This window comes from Okeania sp. SIO2C2 (genome assembly GCF_010692625.1).
Taxonomy (GTDB): domain Bacteria; phylum Cyanobacteriota; class Cyanobacteriia; order Cyanobacteriales; family Microcoleaceae; genus Okeania; species Okeania hirsuta.
In genome coordinates, this window is sequence record NZ_JAAHGM010000043.1 from 1 (window position 1) to 18890 (window position 18890).

Annotated in this window: 14 protein-coding genes; 7 read left to right on the top strand and 7 right to left on the bottom strand. The window is 33.4% G+C overall.

The window, feature by feature from the left end; all coding sequences use genetic code 11:
- Window positions 1-591 precede the first annotated feature (591 nt).
- Window positions 592-1092, bottom strand: a complete 501-nt coding sequence (locus F6K18_RS25795; protein WP_287525155.1) for a YcxB family protein — start codon at window positions 1090-1092, stop codon at window positions 592-594.
- Between the two features lie 224 nt (window positions 1093-1316).
- On the bottom strand, window positions 1317-2090 hold the full coding sequence (locus F6K18_RS25800) for an ABC transporter ATP-binding protein (RefSeq protein ID WP_287525156.1): 774 nt from the start codon (window positions 2088-2090) through the stop codon (window positions 1317-1319).
- 2023 nt (window positions 2091-4113) lie between these two features.
- Here F6K18_RS25800 and F6K18_RS25805 point away from each other — a divergent pair.
- The 4 genes from F6K18_RS25805 to F6K18_RS25820 all read left to right on the top strand — a co-directional run bounded on the left by F6K18_RS25805 (window position 4114) and on the right by F6K18_RS25820 (window position 10188).
- The gene (locus tag F6K18_RS25805) at window positions 4114-6387 is read left to right on the top strand and encodes a heavy metal translocating P-type ATPase (RefSeq protein ID WP_287525187.1); all 2274 of its coding nucleotides are present in this window, start codon (window positions 4114-4116) and stop codon (window positions 6385-6387) included.
- Window positions 6388-7466: 1079 nt separating this feature from the next.
- Window positions 7467-8441: a ParA family protein gene (locus tag F6K18_RS25810; protein WP_287525188.1), complete on the top strand. Its 975-nt coding sequence runs from the start codon at window positions 7467-7469 to the stop codon at window positions 8439-8441.
- Window positions 8442-8582: 141 nt separating this feature from the next.
- A complete protein-coding gene (locus F6K18_RS25815) occupies window positions 8583-8777 on the top strand; it encodes a hypothetical protein (RefSeq protein WP_287525157.1) in 195 nt (64 codons plus the stop codon).
- 988 nt (window positions 8778-9765) lie between these two features.
- A complete protein-coding gene (locus F6K18_RS25820) occupies window positions 9766-10188 on the top strand; it encodes a CAAD domain-containing protein (protein WP_124145875.1) in 423 nt (140 codons plus the stop codon).
- A 521-nt stretch (window positions 10189-10709) separates the two neighbouring features.
- Here F6K18_RS25820 and F6K18_RS25825 read toward each other — a convergent pair.
- From F6K18_RS25825 to F6K18_RS25835, 3 genes are all read right to left on the bottom strand, one after another.
- Complete coding sequence (locus F6K18_RS25825; protein WP_287525158.1) at window positions 10710-10853, bottom strand: hypothetical protein; 144 nt, start codon at window positions 10851-10853, stop codon at window positions 10710-10712.
- A 247-nt stretch (window positions 10854-11100) separates the two neighbouring features.
- Window positions 11101-12450, bottom strand: coding sequence for a 3-phosphoshikimate 1-carboxyvinyltransferase (gene aroA / locus F6K18_RS25830; RefSeq protein WP_287525159.1), 1350 nt, complete (start codon window positions 12448-12450; stop codon window positions 11101-11103).
- A gap of 813 nt (window positions 12451-13263) precedes the next feature.
- Window positions 13264-13413 carry a hypothetical protein gene (locus tag F6K18_RS25835; RefSeq protein ID WP_287273940.1) on the bottom strand — a complete coding sequence of 50 codons (150 nt, stop codon included), beginning with the start codon at window positions 13411-13413 and terminating at the stop codon, window positions 13264-13266.
- Between the two features lie 949 nt (window positions 13414-14362).
- Here F6K18_RS25835 and F6K18_RS25840 point away from each other — a divergent pair.
- Window positions 14363-14857: a hypothetical protein gene (locus tag F6K18_RS25840; protein ID WP_124145872.1), complete on the top strand. Its 495-nt coding sequence runs from the start codon at window positions 14363-14365 to the stop codon at window positions 14855-14857.
- Window positions 14858-15092: 235 nt separating this feature from the next.
- Here F6K18_RS25840 and F6K18_RS25845 read toward each other — a convergent pair whose 3' ends face one another.
- Window positions 15093-15557 (bottom strand): hypothetical protein, encoded by a 465-nt coding sequence (locus tag F6K18_RS25845; protein ID WP_287525160.1) that lies wholly within the window; start codon window positions 15555-15557, stop codon window positions 15093-15095.
- Between the two features lie 684 nt (window positions 15558-16241).
- A complete protein-coding gene (locus tag F6K18_RS25850) occupies window positions 16242-16364 on the bottom strand; it encodes a hypothetical protein (protein ID WP_287525161.1) in 123 nt (40 codons plus the stop codon).
- A gap of 135 nt (window positions 16365-16499) precedes the next feature.
- Here F6K18_RS25850 and F6K18_RS25855 point away from each other — a divergent pair, with 135 nt between their 5' ends.
- Window positions 16500-17207, top strand: coding sequence for a hypothetical protein (locus F6K18_RS25855; RefSeq protein ID WP_287525162.1), 708 nt, complete (start codon window positions 16500-16502; stop codon window positions 17205-17207).
- A gap of 572 nt (window positions 17208-17779) precedes the next feature.
- Window positions 17780-18553, top strand: coding sequence for a response regulator transcription factor (locus F6K18_RS25860; protein ID WP_287525189.1), 774 nt, complete (start codon window positions 17780-17782; stop codon window positions 18551-18553).
- Window positions 18554-18890: the final 337 nt, after the last annotated feature.

An 18890-nucleotide genomic window follows, 5' to 3' on the forward strand; every position in this document is an offset into this window, starting at 1 on the left:
GTGAATGCCTGTGGATGAGTAACCGCCGACGGCCTCAGTGGTTTGCGTAGCATTCCGTAGGAAAGCAGGAAGTAAACATCAGATTGTCACGTTATGTGAAGCTTTGTATCAGTTTTATAGAGCAGTGGGTTACTCCTGAAGTTGCTTTTGATTTTCCTTTGAATAGTTATACTCAAATACTGGTTGAAAAGTATAGCGCTAGGGAATAGGGAATAGGGAATAGGGAATAGCAAACTGTAAAAAGGTTTGAGGATTGAAAAATGTCCGCGCCCAATTCTTGTATTGCTATATCTAGGTAATTTTAAGATTAATGTTTAGTTGAAGAGGAAAGAAAAAAAGGCAAAACAGAGACTTTCAATCAGGAATATGGATAATGAAATTTAATTCAGGGAAGTCTTATACCAAGCGTGTTGAAGAAGGAGACAGGAGACAGGAGACAGGAGACAGGAGGAAAATTACATGGGGATTCTAACCCCAAGTAATTTTGAACACCCCCGTTGACGGTGGGGTATTAAACCCACAAAGAAAATGATAAATGTTTGCTACAAATAATTTTCTAGGTGGAGCGGTGGTAGGTGCTAGGTACATGGTTTAATTACCTTGAGGAAATTTAGTTATTAGATAACATATTTTTTCGTATTGCTCTTCACTAGAACAATATTTTTTAGGAATTATTATAAAACCTTGTGGGTTGATAAATATCAACAGCATTTTAGGTGTTGTAATATGTTTGTAAAACCATCTAAGTTTTAGTTCTTGATCAGCACAAATTTCAATAATTTCATCTTGTTTAAAAATTAAAGTAACTTGATTCTTAAAAAATTTTCTTTGCTTCTCAAATAAATTTTTAGACAAAAAAGGCAGCCAGGTCCATTCATAAAATACAAATGCTAGAAACAAAATCAAAACGAAGATTGCATAAAAATTAGGATGAGGACTGACTGCAATGAATAAAGCTAAAAATAATACATAACATAGAGCAATAAATCGTAGAATTTGGAAAATAAATCGACTACGAAAATCAATACGATTTGCTTCTATATAATCTTGTATACGATAATTGATAGTTAATTTTATTTCTTCTTCAAACATTTTTTATCGGTATTTAACTAGAGACTATTTAATATCCAATTATTTATAATTGTTTTTGTTAAAGTAGTCGAAGGAAAGATTAGGACAGATTGACAGCTTAAAATTCAGACAACGCAATATTTTTTCTTCTTCCTTCTACTTTCTTCCTTCTACTTTCTTCCTTCTACTTTCTTCCTTCTACTTTCTTCCTTCTACTTTCTTCCTTCTTCCTTAAAATATAAATGCTAATTACTATAATGACCTGATACTCCCATCTCCAAATAATTAGAAATTTCCCGACAATATTCATTACATAATTGCGACATTCGGAAATCTTCATTACGAGGATAATTCACATCTATTTTGACATCTGCTACTACCCTACCAGGGCGGGCAGCCATAACAATTACTTGTTGAGATAAATACACCGCTTCATAAATATTGTGAGTGACAAAAACTACAGTCCAATTTCGTTCTTGCCATACCCTTAATAGATCGCTATTCAGTTTACTGCGAGTCATTTCATCTAAAGCTCCAAAAGGTTCATCCATCAAAACAATTCTTGGGTTAGTTACTAATGCTCTAGCAATAGAAACTCGCATCTTCATCCCACCTGATAGTTGTCGTGGGTAAGAACGTTCAAAACCATCTAATCCTACTAAATTAATCGCTTCTTGTACTATTGTTCGAGATTCTCTGAGAGATTTTCCTATTAATTTTAGAGGTAAATGTACGTTATCAATAACGTTAGACCAAGGCATTAAAGCTGGTTCTTGAAAGACAAAAGCTAATTCATTTTTATCCCGGTCTATATTTGATTCAACTTTTCCTGAACTAACTTCGCTTAATTTTGATATTAATCGCAATACTGTACTTTTTCCACAGCCAGATGGACCAACAAAAGTCACAAATTTACCATGATTAATTGTAAAATTTATGTCTTGCAAAGCAATTGTTTTATTAGGATAAATCTTATTTACATGATGAAAGGAAATAGCAGTATTATTAGGATTATTCATATCTAAATCTAATATGATGGTGCTTTATTACTTTTTTTAAGTCTAACATAAATATCAATAATTTTTATGGGATAAAAATACTTGTTTGTGTGAAATGAGGTTGGCGATCGCTATTTTGAAGGTAAGTATTTACAACATTTTTTATAATAGTAAAATACTATTTTATTTTTAGATTAATCTCTGTTATACGATTTTGAAAAAAGAATGTTATAAAACTCTAGTTATAGGAAACAGGGAATAGGCAAAAAAGTCTCAAACATTTATCACACTGGTATTACTTGTTGTGCTAAAAATATGTAGTTTTTCTAGCTAAAAATACTGTATTTAACAATGAAAATCACCTTTTTGTTGAAAATAGCCCAGTTAATGTTAATTATTCTTACTTTTTACTTCTCCCCCACTCAACAAAATGTAGAAAAGTGTTTGAGAAATGGTATAAAGCCTCCCATTTTAAGGCGATAATAAATAAAAATTTTCATGATTAGTCAATGCTCTCCTTAAAATGGATAGAATTAACGAAAAATAATTAATTTTTAAAACCTTAATTAAAGCAATTGCCAGAGCTGTTAGTGCAGAGAAAATTATAAAATTATTAGACAAATTTTATAGGCGATAGCTATGTTTCTCTTTGAGGTTAACTATCAAATATAAGTATCTACATAGAATTCATTACTGACTCTAATTTTATGTAAATTTTGTAGTAAAAAATTTTCAATACCCTATTCTCTATTGTAGCTAACTCATTTCATCTGAAATTCATATTTAAGTGGCAATATCAATAGATAGCAATCTTATTTGAGTTGTGAGATATTTGAGATTTTAGGAAAGAGGGAAAAGGAAATAGGTATGGAAGAAACAATCATCGGCATTTTCTACTCAAAAGACAAACTGAGTACTAATCCTACCGGAAATCCTAATTAGATGATTAACCCATAGAAGTATCTATATAGAATTGATTACTGACTCTAATTTTATGTAAATTTTGCAGTAAAAATGTTTCAATACCCTTTCTCTATTGTAGCTAACTCATTTCATCTGAAATTCATATTTAAGTGGCAATATCAATAGATAGCAATCTTATTTGAGTTGTGAGATATTTTAGATTTTAGGAAATAGGGAATAGGGAACAGTTCATTAATTGATAATTGATAATGGATAATTGATAATTACAAGAAGGTTAAAACCGAGAGGATTGAATATAAGGAAATATTATTTCTTCTCTTGGTCGATGGTCGGACAGCTCCGAGACCGAGCCATCCCTCGACCGCTTTTTTCCCCGATCAAGGGGAGGCTTTAAACCAAAATTATTTAATTATTAATTATTAATAATTAGGTAATGAAAAACAATGATGAACATTTTATACTCATATACGATACAAACTGAATATTAATACTACCCGAAATCCTCATTAGAATTAGATTATCAATTGATAATTGATAATTGCTTAATTTGCTCTAATATATCTGACCCTCGTTCCGACGCTCCTTTGTCGCTAAGGCTATCATTTATGAAGAAAATAAAAATAAAATATTTTCCTTAAGTTCAATCCTCTTCTTTCAAAAAGAGGTAATTATCCATTATTCATTGTTCATTATCAATTGTTGAATAACCCACTAAAAAAAAAGAAAATCAGAAGAAATTTAATGACCGATAAATTTGAGTTGTATAAAATTAGATATAGCGTTTCTCGGTAAGTGTGAGGTACACCTATCTTTATTTGTCTTCTTTTCCCTATTCCCTAAAACCAACCAATTTTGTACCTCACTCTTCTTGGAAATTTCTATAAAATAGTTAATATCCCTTACGGAAAAATTCAGGTATAAAGCCTCTCCACTCATGGAGAAAAAAGCGGTCGTTAGCGTAGCTTCCCGTAGGGTGGGATGGCTCGGTCTCGTCGTCATATCCAATCGACCAAGAGAAGAAAAAAAATCCTTTGATCTAATCCTCTTATTTATAAGAAAAGGTAATTCTAAATTCTTAATTCTAAATTCTTAATTCTTGAAACATATTGAGGTTGTTGTGATGGAAACTATTCGTATTCGTCTACAGGGAATGAGTTGTGCTGCTTGTGCAAATAGGGTTGAAAAAGCAATTAAAGAAGTATCAGGAGTCATTGAATGTAATGTTAATTTTGCCCTCTCTCAAGCTACAGTTTCTTATTATTCTCAAGAAACTAATTTAACTCATATTCAAGAATCTGTAAGAGAAGCTGGTTATCATGCTTTTGCAGAATCTGAACAAGAAGAAGATACTGAAAAAAAAGTTAGGGAAGCAGAAGAAAAAGAGTTAATCCGTAAAGTTATTCTTGGGGGAATTATTAGTAGTTTATTATTCATTGGTTCCCTACCTGCAATGACAGGATTACATATTCCTTTTATTCCTAGTTGGCTGCATAATTCTTGGGTGCAATTATTTTTGAGTTTGCCTGTACAGTTATGGTGTGGTAAAAGTTTTTTTGTAGGAGCATTTAAAGCATTTAAACATCATACTGCGGATATGAATACTTTAGTTGCTTTAGGAACAGGTGCTGCTTATTTATATTCTTTATTTGCTACTTTCAACCCCAATTTTTTTATTACTCAAGGTTTAAAACCCCAAGTTTATTATGAAGCTTCATCAGTTATTATTACCCTTCTCCTATTAGGAAAACTATTGGAAAATCGTGCTAGAGGAAAAACTTCAGAAGCTATTCGTAAATTAATGGGTTTACAAGCAAAAACTGCTAGAGTTATTCGTAATGGAAAAGAGAGCGATCTTCCAATTCAAGAAGTTGTAGTAGGAGATGTAATTTTAGTCCGCCCTGGAGAAAAAATTCCTGTAGATGGTGAAGTTGTAGAAGGAGAATCTTCTATTGATGAATCTATGGTGACAGGTGAAGCAATTCCTGTGAAAAAACAAGTAGGAGATGAGGTGATTGGAGCAACAATTAATAAAACAGGAAGTTTTAAATTTCAAGCCACAAAAGTTGGTAAAGATACAGTTTTGGCACAAATTGTACAATTGGTAAAAGATGCTCAATGCAGTAAAGCACCTATTCAAAAATTAGCAGATAAAATAACTGGATGGTTTGTTCCCGCAGTAATATCCATTGCGATTCTAACTTTTATTATTTGGTTTAATACCATGGGAAATGTAACTCTTGCCATGATTACTACGGTAGGAGTTTTAATTATTGCTTGTCCTTGTGCCTTGGGTTTAGCAACTCCCACTTCTATTATGGTTGGTACTGGGAAAGGAGCAGAAAATGGAGTTTTAATTAAAGGTGCAGATAGCTTAGAATTAGCACATAAATTAACTACTATTGTTTGTGATAAAACTGGAACAATTACTCAAGGAAAACCTAGTGTTACTAACTATATTACGGTTAAAGGTGTCACTAATAATAATGAAATTGAACTATTAGCAATAGCTGCTGCTTTAGAAAAAAATTCAGAACATCCTTTAGCGGAAGCTGTAGTTAATTATGCTCAATCTCAAGGAGTAAAAAATCCCCTACCAGAAGTGACTAATTTTGAAGCTGTAGCAGGAATGGGAGTACAGGGAAATGTATCAGGAAAGTTGGTACAAATTGGTACACAAAGATGGATGGATGAATTGAAAATTGATACTCAAACTTTACAATCAAATCGTCAACAATGGGAAAGTGAAGCGAAAACTACTGCTTTAATAGTTATTGACGGAAAAATTGAAGGTTTAATTGGAATTGCTGATGCAATTAAACCATCTTCTGGGGAAGTAGTGAAAGCTCTACAAAAAATGGGATTAGAAGTAGTAATGTTAACAGGAGATAACCAAAAAACAGCAGAAGCGATCGCCTCTGAAGTGGGTATTAAAAGAATTTTTGCTGAAGTACGTCCTGACCAAAAAGCTAGTATTATTCAATCTATTCAACAAGAAAGAAATAGTTCAAAACAAAAGCATAAAATCGTCGCGATGGTAGGAGATGGAATTAATGATGCTCCAGCATTAGCTCAAGCAGATGTAGGAATTGCTATTGGTACAGGTACAGATGTGGCAATGGCAGCTAGCGATCTAACTTTAATTTCTGGAGATTTGTGGGGAATTGTTACGGCAATTCAACTCAGTCATGCCACTATGAAAAATATTCGTCAAAATCTATTTTTTGCCTATATTTATAATGTTTTGAGTATTCCCATTGCTGCAGGTATTTTATATCCCTTTTTTGGTTGGTTATTAAATCCAATGATTGCTGGTGCAGCAATGGCTTTTAGTTCAGTTTCTGTGGTAAGTAATGCTTTGCGTTTAAGGAAGTTTAAACCCAAAGTTTATCTATAGATATCAAATGGGTTCTATTAAGCATCTCCTTCATGCATAGGGAATAGGGAGTAGGAGGAAATAATTGATGAATAAGAGTGCAATAATTGACTTTATTTTTGATTATTGGAGATATCTATAACTATATAAATTAAATATCAATATCCTAATACCAAATTCAAAAAAGGCAGTTACATCTTAATTTCTGATTTATTCCTAAAAGAAAAAATTATAAATCCCATAAATTCTAAAATTTCCACCTTTTTTCCTCTTTAATATTTATGTTTTTCTTTCCCTGTTCCCTGTTCCCTTTTCCCTGTGTTGTCACGCTTTGCAATATTTTATAAATTGGTATAACTTATGACTTCTGAATTATTAGTCAAAAACCCCTACCTTTATAAAGATACGGTTAGGGGTTCTATAGAAATATAGTAGTTTCAACAATTAATAATTAGGGTTTGCGTATGGAAAGTCTTTTTGATGGGGTAGGAGACAGGAGACAGGAGACAGGAGACAGGAAAAATGGGAATGAGCGAAGAGATAAGAGTTAAGAATTATCTATCAATTTTTCTGCCATAATCATCCCAAAATACTAGCATGCATGAGCTTTTTACACCCAAAAGCTGGTACTTTTTTAAACCCTAAAACGCTAAAACCGTTATCTGTCAATACTTTGCTAATTAATTAGCAAGCCCTCATTAATAATTAATAATTACCTCTTATTTTCAAGGGGATGATTTACGCAAAAGGGATTTTTTTTTCTCTCTTGGTCGATTGGATATGGCGAGGAAACCCGTTCTTACAGACCCGCTCCGCTAACGCCATCCCTCGACCGCTTGTTTCTCCTTGAAAGGAGAGGCTTTAAACCTTAATTATTCGGCAATGAAAATTTTGAAAGAATTTCAAGATTTTTAGAGCTTAATTTGCCAACATATCTATTATTTGTTATAGTATAAGATACTAATTTAGTATAAATTGACGAGCAAGTATTTATGTCGATAAAAGTTTATGCTTTTTACAATAATAAAGGTGGTTTTGGTCAAACAACTTTATGTTCTAATGCTTAAATATTGTATGCTTAAAATAATGCAGAGACACAAATTTTAGTTATTGATATGTGTCCTCAAGCTAACATTTATCAACTTTTACTTGGAGGTGGAAAAAAAGGATATAAAAATAATCAAAAGTTGCAAGGAACTTACACAAGATGTAATGTAGTAGGGTTTATTTATTGGATTTTGAAAGCTAATGCTGACTTTAAATCATTACCAAAAAATTCTACTTATAAAGTTCGAGCCTCACTCTATAATGAATCTATTCCAGAAAATCTGTATTTAATTGCTGGTGATTCTTTTTTAGAATCTTTGTCGTTAGCTCTTAATTATTCTGTACTTAATCCAGCAAATATTACTGCATGGAAAAATCATATGACAGCAATTAAAAGATTATGTCAAAGTGAGTTTGACAAAGAAAAATATAAAGAATTAGTTGTTTTCATAGACTGCAATCCTAGTTTTTCCATCTATACACAGATGGCGTTACTTTCTTCTGATTATTTAATAATTCCTATGATGGCTGATTTTACTTCATTAGAAGGAATTAAAGGAATTTTAATGCTACTTTATGAACAATATCCTTCAGAATCTCTCAAAAAATATGCCAGTAAAGTTATCACATTTAATAAGCAAGTTAAGCAGTTCGAGCTGAAATTACCTAAAATCAAACAATTTGTTTTTAACAATTACACAAGCCATAAAGGTGTAGCTAAGGCCTATAAATATATCAGACAAGAATTAATTAATTTCTGCTATAAACAATATCAAAGTTTTCCTCAATATTTTACTAGGAATGATAATTCATTAGATTCTCTCATTACATGGCAAAATGCCTATGTTACCGATGTCAAAGATTTTCATTCTTCAGGAAAAGTCTCTGCATCTATCGGCACTCCTTTACATCTACTTCCTGATAAAGGGGAAAAATTTAAAATGCCAGATGGAAAAGGAATTACTTTAGCTAAACATAGATATGAAGAAGCTATCGAAAATCTCAAATCTTTAGTCTCAAAATTATAACTTTCATCTCAATCTTATAGAGAAATGAAACATCTAAATTAGTATTTAGTAATTGTTAAATACTTCCATAAAAGTAATTCCGAAATTACCATTAATTTTAAGTCATTGGGGTGGCGGAGCGGGTGGGTTCATCTAAATTTAATGTTGAGCAAGATTCAGAAGAACGAGGATATATATTTTAATTTCTCCCAGACTCCCCATATTCCCCTCCTGGGAGGGGAATACAGGAGACAGGAGACAGGAGACAGGATAAATGGGTACTTAGAGGAGGTAGGAGTAAGAATTGTAAGAATAATTTTTCTGCCCAACTATGCGCCTAAAATACTAACTTTTTGAGGGTTTTAGACTGAAACAGGCGCAGTTTTTAAAAGCCCCAAAAAGGTGTTTATCTTTATCTGTAAATACTTTTAGATTTAATCAGCAAGCCCTAATTAATAATTATTAATTATTAATTAAATAATTAATAATTATTAGCCGACCCTTTCAAGGGAAAAAAAGTGCTAGGATATTTCCTTATATTCAATTCCGTAACGGTTTTAACCAGAGGTAATTATCCATTATCCATTATCAATTAATGAACGACATCATAACAATGCACCACTACCACCTATTTAATATATGAAAATGCTGAATATAATTTTAGAAGTTAAATTAAGTAGCTCAAATTAGAACAGAAAATAGTTGTGGAAAAGAAACAGTAAATTTTGAACAAATCTTACTTCAATAAAACCTTGCACAAAATATATTTGGCGTAGATATTTTAAAAAGTCCTGAAGCTCAGAAAACAAAAGTATCAAACCTATTTTTTGTGACTTAGACTTGATACTAATGGCCTTAATAATATGAACTACTCAGCTTTCTTCTGCAATACTCTTCTCATACATAGGAGTGTTAGAACTTTTTTTCTTTACTCTGCAATAGTTACTCTTAAATTTTTATAATTTGATGTTTTATATCATGTAGCTTTGTAATCAAAAACTGCCTTCTCCTTTTCCTTCTTTTTCTCTCCTGACTCCTGACTCCTGACTCCTGACTCCTCCGTAGTGATTTATTAAGTATTTAACCGGACATGATATTACATTTCGTCGTGCGAAATGTAGGATTTAAGATTTGTAGAAATAATAATAGACCACTAGATATGCTAAATCCATATATGATTATTCTTGCAATGTCAGATTTTCTGGTTTAGGTTTATGTTTGAAAAATCAAGATAACTTTGAGTTAAGAGTAGGCCATGTCCTTTAAAACTCTGGAATATTGACCATAAGATTCACTCAAATGTTTATCATAACTACCTTAGTAATTGAAGGGACATCATTAAATTATGCAAGAAGAAAAAGATACTACAAAAGAAGTAGGAGTAAGCCCTACAGAACCAGGTTCTCTAACTACAGTATCCAATTCTGAAGAAACATCCGACCAGTTCCAAGATATTAAAAACCAAGTCTTGGAAATATTATCAGAGCTACCAGCTATTATATCTGGCTTCTTTGGACAATATCAGAAGCCAATTGTTACTCTTGGCTTAATTCTAGGAGTCATTGTTACTCTCAAGGTAATGTTGGCAGTAATCGAATCATTAAATGATATCCCGCTGCTAGCCCCTACTTTCGAGTTAATTGGTATTATCTATTCTGGGTGGTTTATATATCGCTATCTACTTCGTGCTTCTAACCGCCAGGAGTTATCTGTAGAGCTTCAAGCTTGGAAAGAACAACTTTTAGGGGAAAAATCATCAAGTAAATAAAAAAAAGCCCCAACAATTAAGACATTGGTTATTAATTTGAAATTACATTTTCAATAAATTAACCAATGTCTTAATTTTTTAACTACTTTATTTGACACTCTACGAATTGACATCCTCCCGACGCTGCACTTGCGTGAAAGCGCGGGATTCCTAACCATCGCTGATTAGGTCTTTCTGCTGCCTCTTGCAGAGGAGCTGCGCTAACAATGCACCAGCCTCCAAGGTCGAGCCTCTTTTTGGTCTTACGGTCGCTCCACAGACTGACACTGCTAGCCCAGCAGCCAAGTTTTAAGTCTAACATACTATTTACAAAACCTCAAAATTGATTGGTTTTCCCATGCGACGCTCCCCTTCGGGAGAGCGCGGGTCTTCAACCAACGTTGAGATAAATTCCCGCAGATTCTTCTGAGGAGTTGTAAATTGGTTAAAACCAAGATTTTCACATTACCAGTATCATACCCTAGTCTGTATAGAACCCATTTGATAGCTATATAATTATGGTAGTCAAGTCTTTTCGCGCATCAATTTTGACCGAAAATCATCTGAAGGAGTGTTTTTTGTATTATTTCTCCCCACATCTTCCCTCTTCCCCTCCTGGGAGGGGGAGGGGCGAGGGGTGGGTTACCTCCTGTCTCCTGTCTCCTGTCTCCTGTCTCCTCGCTCAAAAAACCTGCGTATTTATTGAAGATACGATCGGGGGTTCTATACAGCAGTCGTTCACACTTACGGTGTCAATTACAACTACTCTTTCCAGAATAAAAGACCAGTGAGGCTACTTTTTAAGTTTTTCGTAAATTAAAACACATTTTTTTGACTACAAAGAAAATCCATCAAGTAGTTTCCATCCAGCTATCAATAGCGTAGCTCCGACCTAGGAGTCAAATAGCTGATTTCCCACTTACCGAAATTTTACTATGACCTACAAATTTGTTGCAGAGTAGCAGTAAAATTGGGATAAGAAATGCTTGCAGCTTCAGCCTGATGGATACTGGTAGTCTCAGTAGCATTAAGAGCAGCGATCGCCAAACTCATAGCAACTCGATGATCCCCATAACTCTCAACATCACCACCAGTCAAGGCCACACCACCAGTAATTTCCAATCCATCCGGTAATTCTGTAACTCTACCTCCCAGTTTCTGGAGTTGAGTGGCCATAGCCATCAAACGATCGCTCTCTTTGACCCGCAACTCAGCCGCATCCTTAATCACAGTTGTCCCCTCAGCAAACATAGCAGCAACTGCCAAAACTGGAACTTCATCAATTAATCGTGGAATTATCGCACCAGAAATTTCACAAGCTTTCAAAGGACTGTAACCTACTCGTAAATCAGCCACAGGTTCTCCTGCAACAACTCGCTGATTTTCCTGTATAATATTAGCCTGCATCATTTCCAAAGCTTCTAATATACCTGTGCGGGTAGGATTAACACCAACATTTTCAATGACCAATTCTGACCCAGGTACAATAGCTGCTGCTACTAACCAAAAAGCTGCCGAACTAATATCACCAGGCACAACCACATCTTGACCCCGCAATTTAGCTGGACCTGCCACTGTCACACTATTTGTTTCTGGGTCAATACTAATTTGAGCGCCAAAAGCTTGCAACATTCTTTCACTATGGTCTCGTGAAAGAGCAGATTCAGTTACCGTAGTTTTCCCTTCCGTCATTAAACCAGCAAACAAAATACAAGATTTTACCTGAGCTGAAGCAATGGGAGAATGATAATGGATCGGTCGTAACTTTTGTCCCTGAATGGCCAATGGGGCTAAAGAGCCACCTTTTCTACCCCAGATTTGAGCGCCCATCTGTGTCAGAGGCTCAATCACACGGGACATGGGACGCTGGACCAGGGAACTATCTCCAGTAACAGTAAAAAAACGTTCGGGATGGGAGGCCAAAATCCCCAACATTAGTCGCATTGTAGTGCCAGAATTACCACAGTCCAAAACCTGAGATGGTTCTATGAGATTATCTAGTCCAACTCCCTGAACCTCCACCAAGTCTGTATTGAGTTGAGAAATATCAGCCCCAAGAAGTGAAAAACATTTAGCACTGCTGCGGGGATCTTCCCCTAGAAGCAAGCCTTTTATGGTAGTTTTTCCTTGAGCGATCGCTCCTAGCATAAGAGACCGATGAGAAATTGATTTATCTCCAGGAATTTGAATGTTACCTTTGAGGCATAGACCTGATTGTGGTCTTTGAATTATCAAAGTTTCTTGACTATTTGTAATTTGCGTAGTTACTACAGCAGGTATCATAAAATTAACTATAAATTTGCAAAATTTGCACAGCCACAATTTTATAGGAGTCTGGGAAGGGTGAGTAAATAAATACCTGTGCAGAATTCATTTAATATCAAGTCCTGATAATTAGTGATGAAAAAACCTATCTTCTTACACAAAGCAAATATCCTTATTGTCTCCACTCCCTACTCCCCGCTCCCTATCCTAATTTCCTAAGCAACTCAATATTTGCTATAAATACCAATTTTAAAAAATTTACTACTAATTGTTATACTGTTAGCAAAAATCAGTTAGGAAAACCGTATAGAGAGGTTGACCAAGAGAAAAGAAAATTCAGTATTTTAAGCCTCCCTATTGGAGGAGGTACTGTTAACTGTTAACTAAAATGACCATTAAGGGAAGTTTTGGCGATTAGAACTGATGAGTCAAAGCCTCTGAGGATTTCTTTTAGACTTTATCTTGTCTTTTTATTGTCTATTTGTAGCTATTCTAGTTGATTTGAGACAAATTTTGAATATTAATTTAGTATTGCATTCTGACAAACATCAAAATACTGTCTTTAAATCACTCAAGCTTATATCTAAAATTATTCGATCAAATTGTTTACTATGAGTAGTAATAAAGTAAATATACAAAAAATAAATAATTTCATCTAATTTAATGTAGTAATATTATACCTAGTTAATTCTTCAGCAAAAAATAAAGTAGATCAAAAACCTCTTTCTTTAAGGCTTATATATTTAAATTATAACTATCCTACTTACTATCTTGCTTTAATTTTGAATACCGACTATACCATTAATAAATAAACTGTAAAACACGAGCAATTTATTTTTCTCTGACAAACAACTCTCTGATTACCTTTGATGGTTTATCTTTTTCTTTTGGGTTGATTATCCCCCCGTCTATAGAGTGTTGACAATTGGTTGTGGTTTGAGTCGCCATCCACTTTTTCCTTCTTCCTTTTTCCTTCTTCAAGATTATTTAAAGCAGTAAAATTTAACTCATCAAGTGATAATTTCATATTTTTAGTTAAAACATTGTAACAAAAACAAACAAAGATATAATTAAAATTAATAAATTTACTTAGACTGGTTACTGGCAATATTTTAGTATAGATAATTTTAAAATTTTTTTTATAAATACTATCCCTTGTGTCCAACTACATAAATATGCTACTATAGGAATAGTTAAGATCTTAACATGAGTTAATGACCCAAGTCTCAGAATTCAGGAGTTAAGAAAAAAGTTATTGTGAATTGCTATTGTGAATTGGCTTTTTGTTTTAACTACTATATTTATTCGCATAGTATTTGATGATGCAATGATGTTTAATAGTTTCCTAACCTTGATATCAAAGTGTTATTAATTTTTTTTATCTCACAAACCTCAAAAAAATTATGAGAGAGATGAATTTGATTGATACTATATTACTTCTATATTAATAACAATTAACTAAAATAATTTAACACTGCTTCACATGAAGTAATTGCTTGAAATAATTGTCAGCTAAATTTTTCAGCCAAAGGCATCTTTGTTTTGACTTTCTTGAGTTCATCTTAATATTATGTTTGCGTAGGGTTTCCGCAAGAAATAGAAACCTTATAATTATACATTTTATCTATGAGTTCCATAAAACCTATCAATAACAAACCACAGATATATAGCATATTATAGGTTGATGAAGTACAGATTATCTAATCACGATCTTAATCAGTAAATATTGTTGTTGTGCAGGTGTACCTAACTTACTTAAAAGTGCTGTATGTTCCGATAGCTTAAATTCTGAGTCAGAATAGAGTTAAATCTAAATTAGAGTTTGGCCAAGGTTACGTGCGAAAGAAAAAGCTATTAACCAAGAGTAATATTTTTGATCTTTGTAGAACTAACAACCATTAAATAATTACAACTTACCCTAAGAAAACAGATGCTAACTTATCAACGCAAATCCGTAAGTCTATCATTAATATCAACAGACTTGCCAATTTGGTCCATAGTTGAAACAGCGGCCACTGTATATCATAAAGACCGCGATCAATTTCATATATTATTGCATGAACCTGCAATTACAGACAAAGAAACATCATGTATAGACATAGATGAGCCATCAATATTGCCAACTGTCTTAAAACCAAGACTTTTATGGCTAGAAGTTTCCCCGTCCCGAGTCATTATGACTATGCAAGGAAACGGTAAATATTGTTACCGCCATATCTGGGAAAGAGGAGTATATGGCATCTGTCGTTATTGGTTACAAGACGAGTCATTCAATTTACATTATCAGCTACAAATGCGTAACTTTACCCGTAACCTAGTAGTTCAGGGAAGACCAGTTCCAGATTATCTGCGTTTAGAATATGAACTATGGTCTCAGCAGTTACGCATGGGACATTATGTACTAGAGCTAGAAATTCATCACTAATAGTTTGATTAAAACTTAACTGTCAATTCAGTTATCAGTATCTCCTGCAATACAGAAGCGAGAAGATGCAGAATTTTCTTTCTCTTGGTCGATTGGATATGGCGAGGTTTCCTCGCCATCCCACCCTTAGGAAAGTTCCGAAGACCGACCGCTTTCTATCCCCTTAAAAGGGAAGGTTTGAGACCCGATATTTTTGGTAATAGAAATTATTTATTAGGTGTAAAGTGCTCTAAACTTATTTATCTTGACAATAAGTAACCAGCTTATCTAACAAAATATCTTTTTCTGTAGCAACCTTATTAGCTTGCTGGCCTGTTTGAGTAAGTTGATTTTTAGCCTGATTAAATTTTTTTCTACCCTCTAATGAAGCTTCAACTTGTGTGCTAGTTTTAAGAGCTACACTCATCTCAAGAAAAGCTTGAGAAAGTTCTTTAAATGTTCGAGTTAAGTCTTTTTGAAACTGCTGAAGAGTTTCATCCTCAAGTATGAGAGCTTCTAACTCCTGAGAAATTGCTTCTAAATCTCCTCCTAGCTGATTAGTTGTCGCAGCATCAAAGGAATTTTCAGAATTGACAAGAGTATTTCCTTTGTTAATAGTAACAATCAATTCATTACACTGAAGAACTTTGCTAGGGCTACAACTAGTGATGGACAAATAGACTAGAATGGTGCCACCAATAATTTTTAATTTACGAAACATTGTTTAAAATCTTGCAAACTAAGGAGGTATACTTTATAAAAACATAGTTATATCATTTCCGGTTGAATATTGATAAATTAAGTGAGCAGGAAGATGGCCTTGAAGTTAGAGAATCAGTTTTTTCATAACTAATTAAAGAGGAGAGGTCTATTAAATAAGACAGGTATTTAATAATTTGGGACTACTCTTTTTTTACCTACTCAAAGTAGACTTCTTTTTTCTCACTAATTTTATATATAGGAATTGAATCATTATCAATAAAAATAATTTTTGATGTATAGAATTATTAGGTTAAAATCGCTTTAATTATTGCAATTTATACTTGATACGATAATATTTAGATTAACTCTAGTGTCGGGAATATTGACAAAGTTTTGATTATTTTTTTTTCCTAAATTAACATTTTGTTACCATTATTAATTTTGAAAAATTATTCATAATGCCATTTTTTTTGTGAGTGATGAGAACATGAATTATCTAAGCGATCTGTTATATTCAAGTAATCATTAATGTGAAATTATTTATTAACTAGCTAGTTTTTTGATTTGATCCTCAATTAATTTTCAGGCAGAAGAAATTGAAGAGTTAACTTTAAATTTGTTACAGTTTACAGTATCGATCAATGAATTTCAGAAGTCTACCGATAATTCTAGCTTGATTAAATATTAATGTAGCTAAGTGTAGCTAGGTGTTCAAACCAATATCAATACTAGCAAAATTTTCTTCTAACTCGTATTGTATTTGTTTGGCTTCAGAAATCACTTCAATGACATTAATAATTAGTCTGATAGACTTAATTATTGACAAATATTTATCCCAACTAAATCATTATTTATTAAAAATACGCTAAAAGTATTGACTAATTATGTCTATATTTAGCTATATTAACAGTAAATGTTGGTGATACCTAACAAGTATAAAAGTTGGCTCAAGAACATTAAAATGCCCGAACAACCAAGAAACCTTAACAATAATAATAAATCCACAGATAATTTTCCCATAGTAATTTCTTTTGGATTAGCATTGCTAATGCTAGGTTTATCCTGGCGTATATTCACAATCATTGCTATTGCTTCTGGAGTTACCTGGTTCGTCAAGCGTTATCAGGAAAAACAAAAACAACAAAAAGATTATTTGAATAACATATTCTATCAGTTAATTCAGGAAAATAACGGGTATATTACAGCCTTAGACTTAGCCATAAACTCCCAACTATCGGGAAAAATAGTCCAAGAGTTTCTTGATGAACAAGCTAAAGAATTTGGTGCTGAATTAGAAATTACACAAGAGGGTGGTTTATTATATTATTTTCCTACTGCTGTATCTCTAGTTGGAAGAACAACGGATAAAATTTTAGAAAACAATACTCAATTAATCTCGAAAGATTCAAATTATGAGGCTCAACTACCAAATAATTCTCATCTAAAAGATATTCCAGAAAATTCCCTACTTCAATCTGCTACTGAAATAGTTTCTCCTCTTACCCAAAAGGAATTAGCAATTAGGCTCAATGTTCATGCTAGTACTATCAGTAAACGGAAAACAAAACCTGATTTTGGAGAATGGAGTAGTCAAAAAGATCCGGAATCAATTGCATGGAAATATTTTAAAGAACAAGCACAATTTTTACCTATAATTCCTAGATTTTAAGCACAAAGTTTTAAATTAAATCAATGGCTTTTTTTAACTTTTAGATCCCCAATATTTTACTTTTATCAAAAAATTTGGAGAGCAAAAGTTTACTTAAAATTTACTTGGCCTTAAGTCACAATTAAACAATAGCTTTACTAAAATTCAAGGACTTAATTTAAAAAGCATTTCCTGAGGGAATTCTCCGCAAACAACAATTGGTGCAGTCAGTATTTCTTAAACGGAATGCTCCGCAAACAACTTAGATTTATACTGAAACCGAGTAAATGCAATTTCAAAGAGAATTTCAACCCCTCTTGAATTATCTAGTGTCTACAAGCTGGGAATTTCAACTCAAGTTGATAGCTAAAAGCCGATCACCAAGAGCTAGTTAAAGAACCACTTAGATATTCTTCTATATTCTATAATTGCCTTACTTGACAAAAAGACAAAATTATGTTATAGAGAAGTAGAAAAATAAAATTAAAAATGGGCTATGTATTGAAAAATAATTATAACAAAATGTGAGAACAAACTTAAAAATCTTAATTAAACATTACAATAAAAAAAATTATAGGTAAGTGTAGCAAATGATGCCCAGAATACTCGTCATTGACGACGATCCTGCGATCGCAGAACTCGTTGCTGTCAACCTAGAAATGGCTGGCTATGAAGTTAGCCAAGCAGAAGATGGCATAAAAGGGCAAGCTCTAGCCCTCCAACTACTACCAGACCTGATAGTATTAGATTTAATGCTACCAAAGGTAGATGGGTTTACAGTTTGTCAACGTCTGCGTCGTGATGAACGGACCGCCGATATTCCAGTACTGATGTTAACTGCTCTAAATCAAACTCAAAATAAAGTAGAAGGCTTTAATGCTGGAGCAGATGATTATCTGACAAAACCCTTTGAAGTAGAAGAAATGCTGGCACGAGTGCGTGCCCTACTGCGACGTACAGATCGAATCCCACAAGCAGCTAAACATAGCGAAATCCTGAATTATGGTCCTCTGACTCTCGTTCCTGAAAGATTCGAGGCTATTTGGTTTGAGCAGACAGTCAAACTAACTCATTTAGAATTTGAGTTACTCCATTGTTTACTGCAACGACATGGCCAGACAGTATCTCCGAGTGAAATTCTCAAGGAAGTCTGGGGTTACGATCCAGATGATGATATTGAGACGATCCGAGTCCATATTAGACATCTGAGAACAAAGATGGAACCAGATCCTCGCCATCCTCGGTATATTAAAACAGTATACGGTGCTGGTTACTGCTTAGAGTTACCTAGTAATAGTTCCAGTGCTAATAATGTGGAAACATCTAATTTGGCAAAACCAAATCAGGAATGGGTGAGAGAACCTTAAAATAATTTCCGGTTGAAAAATTATAATTTAGGTATAAAAAACTGAACTGACAGAGAGATTTTTTCAAAATTCTGTAATACCTTACGAATTACAATCTCTCAACCGGAAATATAAATCAATTAACACTAACTGATTAAGCTTAATTTAGTTTTCAGTGAAGGAATAATGGTAGTCCTGGATGGTAATGGTGAGGATATATGTTTTTTAATTTTTCCCAAACTCCTAGTGCTCTCTACACTCCCCATCCCCCCATCTCCCCAAACTCTCGGTGCTTCCTTTACCATTACTATGTACCACCACCGGAATAATTATTCGGCGGGAATCCTGTAGAGTCAAT